General features: G+C 68.4%; 15 protein-coding genes and 1 tRNA gene. 9 read left to right on the forward strand and 7 right to left on the reverse strand.

What is annotated here, in order from left to right:
- Positions 1-231 precede the first annotated feature (231 nt).
- Positions 232-1,026, forward strand: a complete 795-nt coding sequence (locus tag LZK98_RS16035) for a DUF4167 domain-containing protein (protein ID WP_233783529.1) — start codon at positions 232-234, stop codon at positions 1,024-1,026.
- Positions 1,027-1,215: 189 nt separating this feature from the next.
- Here the strand turns inward: LZK98_RS16035 and LZK98_RS16040 are convergent, their stop codons facing one another.
- A complete protein-coding gene (locus LZK98_RS16040; protein ID WP_233783530.1) occupies positions 1,216-1,533 on the reverse strand; it encodes a hypothetical protein in 318 nt (105 codons plus the stop codon).
- Between the two features lie 63 nt (positions 1,534-1,596).
- Between LZK98_RS16040 and LZK98_RS16045 the strand changes: the two genes are divergently transcribed.
- Positions 1,597-2,025, forward strand: coding sequence for a CBS domain-containing protein (locus LZK98_RS16045; RefSeq protein ID WP_233783531.1), 429 nt, complete (start codon positions 1,597-1,599; stop codon positions 2,023-2,025).
- A gap of 130 nt (positions 2,026-2,155) precedes the next feature.
- On the opposite strand, the gene LZK98_RS16050 is transcribed toward LZK98_RS16045, so the two are convergent.
- The 4 genes from LZK98_RS16050 to LZK98_RS16065 form a co-directional block, all read right to left on the reverse strand.
- Positions 2,156-2,737 carry a TIGR02466 family protein gene (locus LZK98_RS16050; RefSeq protein ID WP_233783532.1) on the reverse strand — a complete coding sequence of 194 codons (582 nt, stop codon included), beginning with the start codon at positions 2,735-2,737 and terminating at the stop codon, positions 2,156-2,158.
- Entirely contained in the window at positions 2,734-3,303 is a 570-nt protein-coding gene (gene pth / locus LZK98_RS16055; RefSeq protein WP_233783533.1) for an aminoacyl-tRNA hydrolase, read from the reverse strand. Before pth ends, LZK98_RS16050 begins: the two co-directional genes overlap by 4 nt.
- A gap of 182 nt (positions 3,304-3,485) precedes the next feature.
- Positions 3,486-4,112: a 50S ribosomal protein L25/general stress protein Ctc gene (locus LZK98_RS16060; protein WP_233783534.1), complete on the reverse strand. Its 627-nt coding sequence runs from the start codon at positions 4,110-4,112 to the stop codon at positions 3,486-3,488.
- Positions 4,113-4,339: 227 nt separating this feature from the next.
- The gene (locus LZK98_RS16065; protein WP_233783535.1) at positions 4,340-5,245 is read right to left on the reverse strand and encodes a TraB/GumN family protein; all 906 of its coding nucleotides are present in this window, start codon (positions 5,243-5,245) and stop codon (positions 4,340-4,342) included.
- Positions 5,246-5,505: 260 nt separating this feature from the next.
- Here LZK98_RS16065 and LZK98_RS16070 point away from each other — a divergent pair, with 260 nt between their 5' ends.
- The 4 genes from LZK98_RS16070 to ppdK all read left to right on the forward strand — a co-directional run bounded on the left by LZK98_RS16070 (position 5,506) and on the right by ppdK (position 11,894).
- Complete coding sequence (locus LZK98_RS16070; protein ID WP_233786618.1) at positions 5,506-6,345, forward strand: glycine--tRNA ligase subunit alpha; 840 nt, start codon at positions 5,506-5,508, stop codon at positions 6,343-6,345.
- A 116-nt stretch (positions 6,346-6,461) separates the two neighbouring features.
- Positions 6,462-6,812, forward strand: coding sequence for an endonuclease domain-containing protein (locus LZK98_RS16075; RefSeq protein WP_233783536.1), 351 nt, complete (start codon positions 6,462-6,464; stop codon positions 6,810-6,812).
- On the forward strand, positions 6,809-9,064 hold the full coding sequence (glyS, locus tag LZK98_RS16080; RefSeq protein WP_233783537.1) for a glycine--tRNA ligase subunit beta: 2,256 nt from the start codon (positions 6,809-6,811) through the stop codon (positions 9,062-9,064). Before LZK98_RS16075 ends, glyS begins: the two co-directional genes overlap by 4 nt.
- A 148-nt stretch (positions 9,065-9,212) precedes the next feature.
- Entirely contained in the window at positions 9,213-11,894 is a 2,682-nt protein-coding gene (gene ppdK, locus LZK98_RS16085) for a pyruvate, phosphate dikinase (RefSeq protein WP_233783538.1), read from the forward strand.
- Between the two features lie 175 nt (positions 11,895-12,069).
- On the opposite strand, the gene LZK98_RS16090 is transcribed toward ppdK, so the two are convergent.
- A complete protein-coding gene (locus LZK98_RS16090) occupies positions 12,070-12,576 on the reverse strand; it encodes a hypothetical protein (RefSeq protein WP_233783539.1) in 507 nt (168 codons plus the stop codon).
- Positions 12,577-13,099: 523 nt separating this feature from the next.
- Positions 13,100-13,185, reverse strand: a tRNA-Tyr gene (locus tag LZK98_RS16095).
- A 151-nt stretch (positions 13,186-13,336) separates the two neighbouring features.
- Between LZK98_RS16095 and LZK98_RS16100 the strand changes: the two genes are divergently transcribed.
- Genes LZK98_RS16100 through LZK98_RS16110 form a run of 3 tightly spaced genes read left to right on the forward strand, consistent with a single transcriptional unit; the run spans position 13,337 to position 16,453 of the window.
- Complete coding sequence (locus tag LZK98_RS16100) at positions 13,337-14,947, forward strand: M20/M25/M40 family metallo-hydrolase (RefSeq protein WP_233783540.1); 1,611 nt, start codon at positions 13,337-13,339, stop codon at positions 14,945-14,947.
- Positions 14,944-15,699: a TrmH family RNA methyltransferase gene (locus tag LZK98_RS16105; protein ID WP_233783541.1), complete on the forward strand. Its 756-nt coding sequence runs from the start codon at positions 14,944-14,946 to the stop codon at positions 15,697-15,699. The genes LZK98_RS16100 and LZK98_RS16105 overlap by 4 nt, the downstream gene beginning before the upstream one ends.
- Positions 15,700-15,715: 16 nt before the next feature.
- A complete protein-coding gene (locus LZK98_RS16110) occupies positions 15,716-16,453 on the forward strand; it encodes a hypothetical protein (RefSeq protein WP_233783542.1) in 738 nt (245 codons plus the stop codon).
- Positions 16,454-16,462: the final 9 nt, after the last annotated feature.

The raw sequence follows: 16,462 nt of genomic DNA on the forward strand, positions 1-16,462 counted from the left end.
GCGATCGGTGCCGCAGCCGCTAAGGCATTTCGCGGGGCAGGCACCTTCGACCAGCTTTTGAAAGCAGAGGCGCTCGCCCAATCAAGTCATGAAGCCGCTGCAGTCCGGCGGCCAATGGCGGGGCGCTGATCCGCCGGATCGTCCGGCGGCGCCCGGGGGGTGTTGTCATGCGCCCGCAATGCCCGTGAACGGGTCTGGCGGGGGCCAGTTGCAAGGACAGGACAGACTAAATTGATCAATAATCGTCAGGCCGGCCGCCGTCGCGGCCGTGGCGGGCAGCGCTCAGGGAATAATCCGGGGCGCCCGGACAACGGCAACCGCATCGACAACCGCGCGCGCGGCAACGCGGCGCAGCTTCTCGAGAAATACAAGAATCTCGCGCGCGACGCGCAGATGAGCGGCGACCGCGTCAACACCGAATATTACCTCCAGTTCGCGGACCATTATTTCCGCGTGCTCAACGAGAGCCGCGCGCGCTTCGAGGAGAACCGCCGCCAGCGCGAGGACGCCGAGGGCGAGGAGGACGAGGAGTTCGGCTTCGAGGGCGAGCCTGCGACCGCGGACGCCTATCAGGGCCAGGATCGCGACAATCGCGAGAATCGTGAGCCGCGCGGCGACCGTGAGAACCGCGGACAGCGCGAGTTCCGTCGCGACCGTGAGCCCCGCGAGGTGCGCGAGCCGCGCAACGGCTATGCCAGCCATGGCAACGGCAACGGCTACGCCAACGGCTTCGATGTCGCTGCCGACGAGCGGGCGCCGGTCGCCGAGGCGCGTCCTGCTCCTACCGCTGCCGCGGACGAGCCGCACGACGAGGCCCCCGCCCCTGCCCCCGAGCGGCCGCGCCGCGGCCGCCCGCGCAAGACGCCGGTCGAGGCCGAGGCAGCGGAGCCCAGCATGTTCGACGTCGACCGCCTGCCGCCGTCGCTGTCGACCGAATCCAACGGCGCGGACGAGCCGGCGGAGGAGCGGCCCCGCCGCACCCGCCGCCGCCGCACCAGCGACGAGGAGGCCACGCCGACGGCGTGACCGGCGACATCGCCAAGTCAAGTAGAGGGCGGGATTCAGCCGAATCCCGCCCTTTTTCTTTTCAGGTCCTCCCCGGCACGGGGAGGGGGACCGCCGAAGGCGGTGGAGGGGGCTCGCCCCAAACGACGTCGCCTGCCGCGCTCCCCCTCCACCAGCTGCGCTGGTCCCCCTCCCCGTGCCGGGGAGGAACTAGGAGTCCCCGTTTTTCCACGCCTGCGCATCCTCGCCCAGGTCGGCCCGTTCGACCTCCTCGTCATGTCCGGTGCCGGAGCTCAGGAACACCAGCCCCATCAACGCCGCCGCCATCAGGACGGTGAAGCCCACCCCCAGCGCGGTCGCGATCGCGACGTGGATCGGGAGCGGCCCGACCCACCACCACAGCACCGCCACCGCCACGCCCGCCGCCACCGCGGCGACCAGCGCCATCCAACCCAGCAGCCGCCGATAACGCGCCCAGGCGAAGGCGGCATAGTCGGGATCGTCGAGGCCGCCCGGAGGTTTCTCCATCGCTTCCCATTGCGCGTGATTCGTGGGACACTCAAGCAGATAGGCTGATTAGGAGAGAAGGCGATGACGATCGCGGCAATCCTGGGCGGCAAGGGGCATGAGGTGGTGTCGGTCAGCGGCGACACGCCGGTCTCCGACGTGGTCGCGCTGCTCGCCGAGCGGCGGATCGGGGCGGTTCCGGTGGTCGACGGCGGCCAGGTCGCCGGCATCTTCTCCGAACGTGACGTGATCCACGCGCTCGCCGCGGAGGGTGCGGGAGCGCTCGACCGACCGGTGCGCGAGCGGATGACGTCGCCCGCGCTGACGGTGCGGCCGGACGAGCCGGTACTCGGCGCGCTGTCGCTGATGACGCGACGCCGCATCCGCCACCTGCCGGTGGTCGACAGCGGCCGCATGGTGGGCTTCGTGTCGATCGGCGACCTAGTCAAATACCGCATCGACCGCATCGAATCCGAGGCCAATGCGATGCGCGAATATATCCAGACGGCTTGATGGGAGTCCCAGCAAACCGCCTCCCCCGTTCGCCCTGAGCTTGTCGAAGGGCCACCCTTTCTTTCTCCACCGCTCGGAGAAGAAGGACGGTGCTTTCGACATGCTCAGCACGAACGGGAATGGATGAATCTCACCGATAGTTGAAGCTGATGCTGATCCGGTCATCCTTCGCCTGGTTCGGCATCACCTCGTGCCGCAGCCAGCTTTCCCACAGGAACACGCTGCCCACGGCCGGCTCGGCATAGACGAAGGTGTCGGGCCGCCCCGGCGCCGCCATCAGCATCGGCAGCCGCGGGTCCTCGAGCTTGAGCGCGCCCGATCCCGGCGGCACCGCGACATAGACCGTGCCCGAGACGACGCTGTGCGGGTGGATATGGCCCGAATGGGTGCCGCCCGGCTTCAGGACGTTGACCCACAGGCTGTCGAGCCTGAGCCGACGCCCGCCCAGCTCGAACCCGCAATCCTTCGCGAATGCCGCGACATGCCGGTTGAGCAGCCGCACCAGATCGTCGAACCGCGGGTCACGCTGCGGCAGATCGTCCAGCGAGGCGTAGCTGGTATAGCCCCGGTAGCCGTGCTCCTTAGACCAGGCGCGTCCCGCACGGTCCTCGGCCGCCAGGTCGCGACAGGCCTCGGCGAGCTCGACGACCAGCGTCTCGTCATCGAGTCGGCCTTCGTAGAAGAAGGTGGGAAACAGCGCCCGCGTGGTCATTCGCCCAGCCTCAGCGCGACGTCGTTCATGAAGCGTGCGTCATCGCCCTTCGCCAGCCACTCCGCCTCGGCGGCGATCGCGCCCAGCAGGTCGGAAAGCGGCTCGATCTCGGTCTTGTGGTAATTGCCCAGGACGTGGCCGGTCACCCGGTCCTTGTGCCCGGGATGACCGATGCCGATGCGCACGCGGCGGAAATCCTCGCCGATATGCTGGATGGTCGAGCGGATGCCGTTGTGCCCAGCCGCACCGCCGCCGCGCTTCACCTTGACCTTCATCGGCGCGAGATCGAGCTCGTCGTAGAAGACGGTGACGTCCGCCGGCGTCAGCTTGTAGAAGTCGAGCGCGGCGCGGATCGATCGGCCGCTCTCGTTCATGAAGGTCGCGGGCTTCAGGAGGATGATCTTCTCCGGCCCGATCCGCCCTTCCTGCACCCAGCCCTGGAACTGCTTCTTCGGCGCGGAGAAACCATGCACCTCGGCGATCGCGTCGGCCGCCATGAAGCCGACGTTGTGGCGGTGCATCGCGTATGCGGGACCCGGATTGCCCAGGCCGGCCCAGAGCTGCATCGTTAAGCCCTCTCCCCTTGGAGCGCATCTGGCCCGGTGATGCCCCCAGCATCACCTAAACAGCGCGGGGCGCTGTTTACCAGATGCGGGTTGGGAGAGGGGGCGGGGTCTCACCGAGACCTTCGCCCGCGGCACCGCCCCTCTCCCAACCCTCTCCCCGGAAGGGAGAGGGCTAGACGCGTTTACTCGCCCTCGGCCTCAGCCTCACCTTCGCCGGTGACTTCGGTCTGGGTCTCGCCCTCGCTCGACTTGAGCGCCGACGGCGCCACGACGGTGGCGATGGTGAAGTCGCGGTCGGTGATTGCGCTCTCCACGCCCTTGGGCAGCGTCACCGCCGAGATGTGGATCGAATCGCCGACCTCGACGCCCTTCAGCGAGATGTGAATCTCGTCAGGGATGTGGGCCGCGTCGCACACCAGCTCGAGTTCGTGGCGCACGACGTTGAGCACGCCGCCGCGCTTGATGCCGGGCGCCTCTTCCTCGTCGGTGAACACCACCGGCACCGCGACGGTGACCTTGGCGTGCTCGGAGATGCGCAGGAAGTCGACGTGGAGCGGACGATCGGTGACCGGATGGAAGTGGACGTCCTTCGGCAGCGTGCGCTCGCCGTTCACCATCACCACCGAGTTCATGAAGTGCCCGGTGTTCAGCGCCTTGACGAGCTCGCGCTCGCTGAGGCTGACGCCGACGGGGTCCTTCTTGTTGCCGTAGATGACGGCGGGCACGCGGCCTTCGCGACGCAGCGCCCGGGAGGCTCCCTTGCCAGCCCGGTCACGCGTCTCGGCCGACAGGGTAAGCGTCTCGCTCATTGTCGTGTTCCGATCTGCGTTAAGTGTTTCATATTCACCGGACAGGCCTCCAGGGATGACCCTGCCACGGCAAGCGGGCGCCCTTAGCGGAGAAGGGAGACGGGTGCAACCTGTCTAAGCCCCTCCCCTTCAGGGGAGGGGTTGGGGTGGGGCCTATCGGCAGGCGATCCGCCTGAGGCACTGCCCCACCCCCAACCCCTCCCCTGAAGGGGAGGGGCTTAGGAAGCTCAATACTTCACCCGCTCCGCCGTCAGGTGATGCGCCTTCAGGTCCGCGATCACGCTCCGGTCCCCGGCGAGATGCCCCGCCCCCACCGCGACGAACACCGTCCCGGGCTGCTTCATCCGCTCGGCGATCCAGCCGGCCCAGCGCGCATTGCGGTCGTAGAGGATCGTCTTCGCCACCTCCGGCGAATCCTTGAGATTGTCGTTGAGCAGCCTGGCGAGCGCATCCGGATCGCCCTTGGCCCAGTCGTCGACCATCTCGCCCATCAGCGGTACCGCCTTGGGCAGCTCGTCGAGCGTCGAGGTGAGGAAGGTCATCTGCGCATCCGGCGACAGCGCATCGAAATAGCCGATCTGCTGCTCGGCGGTCTCGAGGCCGGTGACGGGCTTCCCCGCCGCCTTGGCTGCCTCGGTCAGCACGCTCTCCGGCCCGTTCTTGGGATCGTAGCCCGCCTTCACCAGCGGCACGAGCGACAGGTTGACCGCCGCGAACCACGGATCGAACCGGTCGAAGGCATTGGCCGGCGCCCCGATATCGGTCACTGCCTTGATATAGGCCTCGCGCTTGTCCGCCGGCACACGCTCGGTGAGCGTCGGCTCGCCGGCCGGCGTCATCGCCTTGGCGAGCACGATCTTCTGCATCTCCTCCGGCGCCGGCTGGACCAGCTCCAGCACCAGGCTGTCCGACTTGTCGAACGCCGTCTTCACCGCCTCGTCGAACCAGCTGAGGCCCGGCTTCAGCACATGGACCGTGCCGAACAGATAGATGGTCGTGTCCTCGTCCTTCACCACCCACAGCGCCGGATCGGCATCGGTCGCGGCCGGCTGGGGGGCCGGCGCGGTCTGGCCGCAGGCGGGAAGCGGCAGGCTCGCGAGCAGGATGGCGGCGATCGAGGTCAGGCTGCGCATGGAAACTCCGTAGACTGTATCGCCGGGGTGGGACACGGGAAGCGCGGCCAAGTCAACTGTCCGTCGTCATTCCCGCGAAGGCGGGAATCCATTCTGGCCGGAGCTGGTGGGGCTCACAACCTTCAGCGACAATGGATTCCCGCCTTCGCGGGAATGACGAAGGAGGGAGCTTCATGGTCTGTGACGCACGAGGCTTGCCCTCCGCCCGCCCATCCGGCAGACGCGCGGCCGTGACCGACACACCGCTCTCCTTCCAGCGCATGATCCTGACGCTCCACGACTATTGGGCGGCCAGGGGCTGCGCGATCCTCCAGCCCTATGACATGCGCATGGGCGCCGGCACCTTCCATCCCGCGACGACCTTGCGCGCGCTCGGGCCCGATCCGTGGAACTGCGCCTTCGTCCAGCCCTGCCGCCGCCCGACCGACGGCCGCTACGGCGAGAACCCGAACCGGCTCCAGCATTATTACCAGTATCAGGTGATCCTGAAGCCGAGCCCGCCCGACCTCCAGGAGATGTACCTGGGCTCGCTCGCCGCGATCGGCATCGACTTCGCCCGCCACGACATCCGCTTCGTCGAGGACGACTGGGAATCGCCGACGCTCGGCGCCTGGGGCCTCGGCTGGGAAGTGTGGTGCGACGGGATGGAGGTGACCCAGTTCACCTATTTCCAGCAGATGGGCGGCTTCGACTGCAAGCCGGTCGCGGGCGAGCTCACCTACGGGCTCGAGCGGCTCGCGATGTACATCCAGGACAAGGACAACGTCTACGACCTCGCCTTCAACGATGACGGCGTGTCGTACGGCGACGTGTTCCTGGAGAACGAGAAGCAGATGTCGAAGTGGAACTTCGAGATCGCCGACACCGACGCGCTGTTCGACCTGTTCCGCAAGGCCGCGGCCGAGTGCGAGAACTGCCTGGAGGCCAAGCTCCCCATCCCCGCCTACGAACAGGCGATCGAGGCGAGCCACATCTTCAACCTGCTGAACGCGCGCGGCGTCATCTCGGTCGCCGAGCGCCAGGCCTATATCGGCCGCGTCCGCGACCTGGCGAAGGGCAGCTGCGCGGCGTGGATGGAAAAGAACGGGTGGGCGGCGTGATCTCCCCCCAAGATCCTCCCCGGCACGGGGAGGGGGACCGCGCGAAGCGCGGTGGAGGGGGGCTGCCTACTCTCCAACGGCCCGAAGTCTATGCTGCGAGACGCGCCCGCCGCGAAATGAGCCTGCCGGAAGTCCTCCTCTGGCAACGCCTGAAAGGCGCCCCGCAGGGCATAAGCTTCCGCAAGCAACACCCGATCGGCCCGTATCGCGCCGATTTCTACTGCGCCGCCGCCAAGCTCGTCATCGAGGTCGATGGCATCGCCCACGACATGGGCACCCGACCGGAACGCGATATCGAACGAACGAACCGAATGACCCAAGCCGGCTATCAAATATTGCGCGTCGCCGCCTCTGACGTGCTCCGTGACCCCGACGAGGTCGCCCAGGCGATCGTTTCGCGAGCGGCCCGCCCCCTCCACCGCCCTGCGGGCGGTCCCCCTCCCCGTGCCGGGGAGGATCGAGAGTGACCGACTTCCTCCTCGAACTCCGCTCGGAGGAGATCCCCGCGCGCATGCAGGAGAAGGCGCGCGAGGACCTCGCCCGCCTGTTCGCCGCCGAGCTCGCCAAGTCGGGCCTCGCCGCCGCCGAGACCGTCACCTACGCCACCCCGCGCCGCCTGGCGCTGATCGCGCGCGGCCTGCCGGACGAAACCGCCGCCGTCTCCGAGGAGGTGAAGGGCCCCCGCGCCAATGCCCCCGCACAGGCGCTCGAAGGCTTCCTGCGCAAGACCGGCCTCCGCCGGGACCAGCTCGTCGAGCGGGATGGCGTGCTCTTCGCCGTCATCGACAAGCCCGGCCGCGCCACCGCGGAGCTGCTCGCCGAGGCGATCCCGGCGATCGTCCGCGCCTTTCCCTGGCCCAAGTCGATGCGCTGGGGCGCTGCGTCCCTCTCGACCGAGAGCCTGCGCTGGGTGCGCCCGCTCCAAGGCATCGTCGCGCTGTTCGGCAGCGAGGTGGTGTCGTGCGAGGTCGCCGGCATCGCCAGCGGCGCCGCGACCGTCGGCCACCGCTTCCGCCATCCGGGCGCGATCACGATCGGCTCGGCCGCCGACTATGTCGAGAAGCTGCGCGCCGCCCACGTCGTCGTCGACGGCGCCGAACGCCGCGCGATCATCGCCGAGGGCGCGCGCAAGGCGGCCGCGGCGGCGGGCCTGACGCTGATCGAGGACGAGGGCCTGCTCTACGAGAACGCCGGCCTGACGGAATGGCCGGTCCCCCTGCTCGGCCGCTTCGACGAGGATTTCCTGAGCGTGCCCCCGGAGGTGATCCAGCTCACCGCCCGCGTGAACCAGAAATACTTCGTCTGCTCGGACGCGGCCGGCAAGCTCGCCAACGCCTTCGTCTGCGTCGCCAACATCGACGCGACCGACGGCGGCGCCAAGATCGTCGAGGGCAACCGCAAGGTGCTGGCCGCCCGCCTGTCCGACGCGCGCTTCTTCTACGAGACGGATTTGAAGACCCCGCTCGAGGAGCAGGCGAGGAAGCTCGACAAGATCGTCTTCCATGAGAAGCTGGGGACGGTCGCCGACAAGGTCGATCGCGTCGCGAAACTGGCGCGGTGGCTGGTGGAAGAGGGCATCATAAGCTCCTCCCCGGCACGGGGAGGGGGACCGTCGCAAAGCGACGGTGGAGGGGGCTCTCCTCCTGGTGAATCGCCTGCGGATACCCCCCTCCACCAGCCTGCGGCTGGTCCCCCTCCCCGTGCCGGGGAGGATCGGGAGAGGCTCGCCGACATGGCCGAACGCGCCGCCCGCCTCGCCAAGGCGGACCTCGTCACCGGCATGGTCGGCGAGTTCCCCGAGCTCCAGGGCCTGATGGGCGGCTACTACGCCGCCGCCCAGGGCGAAGACGTGGCTGTCGCCGAGGCGGTCCGCGACCACTACAAGCCGGTCGGCCAGGGCGACGACGTCCCGACCGCGCCGGTGACGGTGGCGGTGTCGCTGGCGGACAAGCTGGATACGATTGCCGGCTTCTTCATGAAAGGATTGAAGCCAACAGGTTCTAAGGATCCGTTCGCCCTTCGACGAGCGGCTCTCGGTGTTCTCGCTCTGATTACGCAACAGTCCCTGCGAGGCAGGCTTGCAGGCTGGCTTGCAGAAGCGCGAAACGGCTTCTTAGCTCAGAATTTCCGCGATGAGCGACCTGAACCTCCAGCTGCGGATACGCTTCGAGGCGAAATCAAGCAGCAGTACGACCGCGTCTTTATGGCTGATTTGCGGGAGTTTATCGCCGACCGCCTCAAGGTCCAGCAACGCGAGGCCGGCGTCCGTCACGACCTGATCGACGCCGTCTTCGCCCTCGGCGGCGAGGACGACCTCGTCCGCCTGCTCGCCCGCGTCCGCGCGCTCCAGTCCTTCATCGCCACGGAGGACGGCGCCAATCTCCTGACGGGCTACCGCCGCGCCGCGAACATCCTCAAGAAGGAGAATTACGCGGGTCATGAGGAGAAACCCCTTTCCTACACCCCCGAACCGGCGGAAAAGGCGCTGATCGAGGCACTCGATTCGGCCGAGCCCAAGGCGAAGGCCGCGGTCGAGGCGGAGGATTTCGAGGGGGCGATGGCGGCACTGGCGACCTTGCGTGCGCCGATCGACGCATTCTTTGATTCGGTCACCGTCAACGATGCCGACCAGGACAAGCGCGCCGCGCGCCTGGCCCTCCTCGCCCGCATGCGCGACGCCGTCCACGCCGTCGCCGACTTCTCCAGGATCGAGGGCTGACACACGCGAAGCTGAGTCAATTTAGTCAAGATTTTTGCCTCCCCAGGCGAGCCTGCCCGCGGAACATCTCGTCTCCGCAGGGCTTGAGAGTCCCGATGGTGCAGCGCACCACGGACAGGAAACAGAGTTCCATCAAGGGGATCAGATGATGGCCACCGCTCCGACCGCCGCCAACGACCAGCGCTATGTCTACCGCTTCGGCGGCGGCGTCTCCGACGGAGGCAAGGGCGACCGCAACCTCCTCGGCGGCAAGGGCGCCAACCTCGCCGAGATGGCGTCGATCGGCCTGCCGGTGCCCCCGGGCTTCACCATCAGCACCGACATGTGCACCCGCTACTACGACGAGGGCGGCATCTTCCCTGACAGCCTCAAGGCCGAGGTCGCGCAGGGCCTCGCCCACATCGAGGCGGTGACGGGGAAGAAGTTCGGCAACGCCAACGACCCGCTGCTGGTCTCCGTCCGCTCGGGCGCCCGCGCCTCGATGCCGGGGATGATGGACACCGTCCTCAACCTCGGCCTCAACGACCTGACCGTTCAGGGTCTCGCCGCCGTCTCCGGCGACCAGCGCTTCGCCTGGGACAGCTACCGCCGCTTCATCCAGATGTATTCCGACGTGGTGCTGGAGCTCGACCACGCCCGCTTCGAGGAAGCGCTGGAGATCGCCAAGGAGGACCGCGGCTACACCCTCGACACCGAGATGACCGCCGCCGACTGGCAGGCGCTGGTCGCCGAGTACAAGGCGCTGGTCGAGGAGCTGTGGAGCAAGCCATTCCCGCAGGACGTCCACGACCAGCTGTGGGGCGCGATCGGCGCGGTGTTCGGCTCCTGGCAGTCGGAGCGCGCCAAGGTCTACCGCCGCCTCAACGACATCCCGGCGAGCTGGGGCACCGCGGTCAACGTCCAGGCGATGGTGTTCGGCAACATGGGCGACACCTCGGCGACGGGCGTGGCCTTCACCCGCGATCCCTCGACCGGCGCCAACGCCTATTACGGCGAGTTCCTGATCAACGCCCAGGGCGAGGACGTCGTCGCCGGCATTCGCACCCCGCAGTACCTGACCAAGGCCGCGCGCGAGGCGGCGGGCGCCAAGCCGCTGTCGATGGAAGAGGCGCTGCCCGAGACCTATGCCGAGCTGGCCAAGGTCTTCGACCTGCTCGAGCGCCACTATCGCGACATGCAGGACATCGAGTTCACGGTGCAGCAGGGCAAGCTCTGGATGCTCCAGACCCGCTCGGGCAAGCGCACCGCCAAGGCCGCGCTCAAGATCGCGGTCGACATGGCGAGCGAGGGGCTGATCACCAAGGAGGAAGCGATCCTCCGCGTCGACCCCGCCGCGCTCGACCAGCTGCTCCACCCGACGCTCGATCCCGCCGCACCGCGCGACGTGCTGACCAAGGGCCTCCCCGCCTCCCCGGGCGCCGCATCGGGCAAGGTGGTGTTCGACGCCGACGCCGCCGAGAAGGCGGCCGCGGCCGGCGAGAGCGTGATCCTGGTCCGCGTCGAGACCAGCCCGGAGGACATCCACGGCATGCACGCCGCCAAGGGCATCCTGACCGCACGCGGCGGCATGACCAGTCACGCCGCCGTGGTGGCGCGCGGCATGGGCCGCCCCTGCGTGTCGGGCGCCGGCACCCTGTCGATCAAGGCCTCCGAAGGCGTGATGCGCGTCGGCCAGCGCGAGGTCCGCGCGGGCGAGGTCATTACCATCGACGGCACCACCGGCGAGGTGATGGTGGGCGAGGTGCCGACAATCCAGCCCGAGCTCGCCGGCGACTTCGGCACGCTGATGGTGTGGGCCGACGGCGTCCGCCGCCTCAAGGTCCGCACCAACGCGGAAACGCCGCTCGACTGCCGCACCGCGCGCGAGTTCGGCGCCGAGGGCATCGGCCTGTGCCGCACCGAGCACATGTTCTTCGATGCCGCCCGCATCACCGCGGTCCGCCAGATGATCCTGGCGTCGGACGAGGCCGGCCGCCGCGCCGCGCTCGACAAGCTGCTGCCCGAGCAGCGCGCCGACTTCGCCGAGATCTTCCGGGTGATGGCCGGCCTCCCCTGCACTATCCGCCTGCTCGACCCGCCGCTGCACGAGTTCCTGCCGCACGAGGAAAGCGAGTTCGCCGAGGTCGCGGAAAGCTCGGGCGTCGACATCGAGACGCTGAAGCGCCGCGCCGCCGAGCTCCACGAGTTCAACCCGATGCTCGGCCACCGCGGCTGCCGGCTGGGGGTGACCTTCCCCGAGATCTACGAGATGCAGGCCCGCGCGATCTTCGAGGCGGCGGTGAGCCTCGATGAGGCGCCGGTGCCGGAGATCATGATCCCGCTGGTCGCCACCGCCCGCGAGCTGGAGCTGATGAAGGCGGTCGTGGACAAGGCCGCCGAGGCGGTGTTCGCCGAGACCGGCAAGCGCGTCGACTATCTGGTCGGCACGATGATCGAGCTGCCTCGCGCCGCGCTCAAGGCCGGCGAGATCGCCGAGGTCGGCGAGTTCTTCTCGTTCGGCACCAACGACCTGACCCAGACCACGCTGGGCGTGAGCCGCGACGACGCCGGCCGCTTCCTCACCGCCTATGTCGAGCAGGGCATCTACGCCAAGGACCCGTTCGTCAGCCTCGACGTCGAGGGCGTCGGCGAGCTGGTGAGGATCGCCGCCGAACGCGGCCGCGCGGCGCGCGACGGCCTCAAGCTCGGCATCTGCGGCGAGCATGGCGGCGACCCGGCGAGCATCGCCTTCTGCGAGGTGGTCGGCCTGGATTACGTCTCGGCGTCGCCCTACCGCGTGCCCATCGCCCGCCTGGCGGCGGCGCAGGCGGCGCTTGGGAAGGAGGGCTGACGGTCCTTTTAATCCTCCCCCGCCAGGGGGAGGTGGCACGCGCAGCGTGACGGAGGGGGAGGAAGCACACCGATAGTTTGTCGCCGTCCTCCCCCTCCGTCAGCCTATGGCTGACACCTCCCCCTGGCGGGGGAGGATTTGAATGGCGACCCGGCCTGGACCAACCCCGGGAGTATCACCCCCAGCGCCGACCGTGCTCCTCGTCGCGCCCTTCGCGCAGCATCGCCGCCTGGGCGCGCCAGTCCTCCCGCCCAATGGTGCCGGGCTCGAGCCCCAGCCGCCGTTCGAGCTCGGCCTCGTCCTCGACGCTCATCGTCTCGACCTGCTCATAGGTCTTGATGCCCTCGGCGTTGATCGCCTTCTCCCGCACCTCGTCGATGCCGCGGATGCGCGAGAGATTGTCGCGGCCCCAGCCGAACCAGCCCCGCCGCGCCGGCCGGGTATCGGCGCCTTCGACGATCTGGGCGGTGACCGGCGCCGCCCTGGCCAGCCGGTCGCGTTCGGCCTCGGCGGCGGCGATGCGGGCTTCGGCCTCCTTGCGGTAGACAGCATGATCGACCTCGGCCTGCCGCAACCGCTCGCGCCACTTGCGCCCGCCGGGGTGCGACGCGAGCCCGAACAGCCAGCCCGCGATCAGGCACAGCGCGAGCACCGCATATTGGGTCGGCGTGGTGAAGATCATATGCGCCTCCTGTTACGGAGGCCCAACGATGTGGAAGCAGGATGCGTTCCGTACCCTTTCAATCCTCCCCCGCCAGGGGGAGGTGGCGCCGAAGGCGACGGAGGGGGAGGACGGCGACCCGCTATCGATGTGCTTCCTCCCCCTCCGTCACGCTTCGCGTGCCACCTCCCCCTGGCGGGGGAGGATCGAAAGGTGTGACCTCCTTGCAATGTAGGATTTCGCCTGCTTGGCTCCCGAGGGTCCGGCGCCGTTGCGGCATCGGCCTGCTCTTTGAGTCCGTCAATCCCGTCCAAGCCGCGCTCTCGTCGCGTCCGATTAGCATCCGCGTCGCGCACCAGTCGCGTGGGTGTCGCGTGGGTGTCGCGTGGGTGTCGCGTTTCAGTCACCCCCCTCTCGCGACGGGGCTGTATTGGCTCGCGCACATGTCCCGCGAGTCAATTTAGTCAACATTTTCTGATCGATCCCGAGCGAGCGCGCACCGATCGCCGCAAGGGCGCGGGCCTGCTTTCTCATTTACGGATGATGGTGGAAGGGGCTGGATTCGAACCAGCGTACACTTGCGTGGGCAGATTTACAGTCTGCTGCCTTTAACCACTCGGCCACCCTTCCACGGGGTGCTCTTGTCGAGGCGAGGGGCGCCCAATGCCGAACGTGTTGCGCCATGTCAACGCGTGTTCGACTTTGCGGGCGAGCGGCCTTGTCAGCAGGGGCGCCGGTCAATAGCACCGCGACCATCCAAACGATCGAAGGGGGGATAACGATGCGCCTTGCCCATGCTCTCGCCGCCGTCTCGCTGATCGCGCTCGCCGCGCCCGCGCCGGCCGAGACCGACCGCACCCAGGTCGCCCGCATCATCGACGAAGGCACCAACCAGTCGGAGGTGGCGCGCACCGCCGAATATCTCTCCGACTTCATCGGCCCGCGCCTCACCAACTCGCCGAACATGCGCAAGGCGGAGGAATGGACCCAAGCCAAGTTCCGCGAATGGGGCCTGCGCAACGTCCACAAGGAAGGCTTCGATTTCGGCCGCGGCTGGTGGATCGAGAGCTCCTCGGTGCGGATGGTGACTCCCCGCCCGATCCAGCTCACCGCGATCCCGATCGCCTGGACGCCGCCGACCAACGGCACCATCTCGGCGCCGGTGATCGTCGCACCGATGAGCGCCGAGCGCCATTTCGACGCCTGGCGCGGCAAGCTCCAGGGCAAGATCGTACTGATCTCGCTTCCCACCGATGGCTCGGAGCCCGACAAGCCGGCCTTCCAGCGGCTGGGCAACGACGACTTCGCCAAGCTCGATCAGTTCAAGCAGCCGCGCTACGATCCCGATGCCACCGACCGGCGCATCAAGCGCTTCGAGTTCGCCAAGAAGCTCGGCGCCTTCCTGAAGGCCGAGGGCGCCGTCGCCTATGCGACCGAGAGCTACCGCGACGGCAAGCTGGTCCATGGCGAAGGCTATCTCTACGGCGTCGGCGACACCATGCCGCTGCCCGGCGTGCAGATCGCCGCCGAGGACTATCGCCGCCTCGCCCGCATCGCCAAGGTCGGTCCCGCCCCGGTGCTCGAGATCAACAGCAACGTCCATTTCGACGACAGCGACACCCAGGCCTACAACGTCTTCGCCGACATCCCCGGCACCGATCCCAAGGCCGGCTACGTCATGGCCGGCGCGCATCTCGACTCATGGGTCGCCGGCGACGGCGCGGCCGACAACGGCGCCGGCAGCGCGATGATCATGGAGGCGGCGCGCATCCTCTCCGCGATGGGGGTGAAGCCGAAGCGCACGATCCGCTTCGCGCTCTGGGCCGGCGAGGAACAGGGGCTGCTCGGCTCGATGGCGTTCGTCGAGAAACACCTCGCGACGCGCGGCAGCGGCGCCGACACCAGCAGCGGCATCGGCCGGATGATGGGCTGGACCAACCGCTGGCCGATCACCCCGCAGCCGGGCTACGGCGACCTCGCCGCCTATTTCAACATCGACAACGGCTCGGGCCGGCTGCGCGGCATCTATGCCGAGAACAATCCGGCGGTGGTGCCGATCTTCAAGGACTGGCTCGCCCCGTTCGCCTCGATGGGCGCGACGCAGGTGGCCATCTCCAAGACCGGCGGCACCGACCATGTCTTCATGCAGGCGGTCGGCGTGCCGGGCTTCCAGTTCATCCAGGACCCGCTGGACTATGGCAGCCGGGTGCATCATTCGTCGGTCGACACCTTCGACCATCTGAAGGCCGACGACATGCGCCAGGGCTCGATCGTGCTCGCCGCCTTCCTGCTGAACGCCGCCAATATGGAGAAGCCCCTGCCCCGCGCGGTGCCGCAGCAGCCCAAGGTCACCGATCCCTTCGCCTATCCCGATCCGGACGAGGACCGGTGAGCCGGCGCGGACACAGGCCCAGCCAGGCACCGGCGTCACGGCCCCGCTTCTGGGGCCGCCACCCGGTGATCGCCGCGCTCGCCAATCCGGAGCGGACCGTGCGCCGCATCTGGGGCACCCGCGAGGCGCTGGCGGCGCTGGGGCCGTTGCCGAACACGATTCCGGTCACCTTCGCCGACGCCGCCGACCTCGGCCGGCTGGTGCCGTCGGACGCGCCTCACCAGGGGCTGGTGGCGGAAGTCGATCCGCTCGAGGACATCTGGCTCGGCGACCTCTTGGAGCAGGGCGCCGGCGACCGCCGTCCGCTGCTGGTGCTCGATCAGGTGACGGACCCGCACAATGTCGGCGCGGTGCTGCGCTCGGCGGCGGCGTTCGACGCGCTCGGCATCGTCACCCAGGACCGCCACGCTCCGCCCGAGTCCGGCGCGCTGGCGCGCTCGGCCTCGGGCGCGCTGGAGACGGTGCCGTGGGTGCGCGTCGTCAACCTCGCCCGCGCGCTCGAGGAGATCGCCGAGGCAAGCTACTGGCGGATCGGCCTCACCGGCGCCGGATCGGTGACCCTGGCCGAGGCGCTGGGACCGCCCAAGGTGTGCCTGGTGCTCGGCGCCGAGGGCGAAGGCATGCGCCAGAACACCGAGGCGCATTGCGACCAGCTTGCGCGGCTGCCGATCTCGCCTAAGGTCGAAAGCCTGAACGTATCGAATGCCGCCGCGATCGCCCTCTATGCGGTGGCGACCTCCGCGGCGGCCTGAACAGGGGTAACCGCATATGTTGGCTCGTCTCAGAAGCCTGTCGCTCGCGCTCGCCGCGCCGCTGATCCTGTGGGGCTGCGTGCTGACGCCGGGCAAGTTCGTGTCGACGCTCGACATCCGCGCCGACCGCAGCTTCGCCTTCACCTATGTCGGCGAGGTCTATGCCGTCGACATGGGCAAGGAGTTCACCAAGGGGCTCAAGGACAGCGACACCGACAAGACGTCGACCGATGCGACCGGCGATGAGGCATCCGCGAAAGCGATCGCGGCGCAGGATGTGAAGGGCGACGACGCGAAGGACGGCGAGGACAGCGAGGCCAAGAACAGGGCGATCGCCGAGGCGCTGTCCAAGGAGGCGGGCTTCCGCAAGGTCCAGTATGTCGGGAACGGCAAGTTCGAGATCGACTATGCCGCCTCGGGCAAGCTCACCTATCCCTTCCTCTTCCCGTTCAGCAGCGATGCCGAGGTGATCTTCCCCTTCGTGATGGTCGAGCTGCGCGGGGCCGACCGCATCCGGGTCAAGGCGCCGGCGTTCGGGGCGGATTCGTCGAAGAGCAGCATGTCGGACGCTGGTAAGGCCGCGAACAAGGTCGACGGAACCTTCACGCTCACCACCGATGCCGAGATCGTCAGCCAGAACAACGAAAGCGGCGCCACGACGGCAGGCGGGAAGAAGACGATCAGCTGGCGCGCGACGCCGACGACCAAGGATACGCCGATGGCGGTGCTGAAGGTGGCGCCTTTGGCGCCTTGATCCCGGTTC

The organism is Sphingomonas cannabina (assembly GCF_021391395.1).
Lineage (GTDB): Bacteria > Pseudomonadota > Alphaproteobacteria > Sphingomonadales > Sphingomonadaceae > Sphingomonas > Sphingomonas cannabina.

Bases quoted from the DNA above. Each gene is read 5' to 3' on its own strand.
- LZK98_RS16040 (WP_233783530.1), bottom strand. From the start codon at position 1,533: ATGGAGAAACCTCCGGGCGGCCTCGACGATCCCGACTATGCCGCCTTC.
- LZK98_RS16045 (WP_233783531.1), top strand. From the start codon at position 1,597: ATGACGATCGCGGCAATCCTGGGCGGCAAGGGGCATGAGGTGGTGTCG.
- LZK98_RS16050 (WP_233783532.1), bottom strand. From the start codon at position 2,737: ATGACCACGCGGGCGCTGTTTCCCACCTTCTTCTACGAAGGCCGACTC.
- pth (WP_233783533.1), bottom strand. From the start codon at position 3,303: ATGCAGCTCTGGGCCGGCCTGGGCAATCCGGGTCCCGCATACGCGATG.
- LZK98_RS16060 (WP_233783534.1), bottom strand. From the start codon at position 4,112: ATGAGCGAGACGCTTACCCTGTCGGCCGAGACGCGTGACCGGGCTGGC.
- LZK98_RS16065 (WP_233783535.1), bottom strand. From the start codon at position 5,245: ATGCGCAGCCTGACCTCGATCGCCGCCATCCTGCTCGCGAGCCTGCCG.
- LZK98_RS16070 (WP_233786618.1), top strand. From the start codon at position 5,506: ATGATCCTGACGCTCCACGACTATTGGGCGGCCAGGGGCTGCGCGATC.
- LZK98_RS16075 (WP_233783536.1), top strand. From the start codon at position 6,462: ATGAGCCTGCCGGAAGTCCTCCTCTGGCAACGCCTGAAAGGCGCCCCG.
- ppdK (WP_233783538.1), top strand. From the start codon at position 9,213: ATGGCCACCGCTCCGACCGCCGCCAACGACCAGCGCTATGTCTACCGC.
- LZK98_RS16090 (WP_233783539.1), bottom strand. From the start codon at position 12,576: ATGATCTTCACCACGCCGACCCAATATGCGGTGCTCGCGCTGTGCCTG.
- LZK98_RS16100 (WP_233783540.1), top strand. From the start codon at position 13,337: ATGCGCCTTGCCCATGCTCTCGCCGCCGTCTCGCTGATCGCGCTCGCC.
- LZK98_RS16110 (WP_233783542.1), top strand. From the start codon at position 15,716: ATGTTGGCTCGTCTCAGAAGCCTGTCGCTCGCGCTCGCCGCGCCGCTG.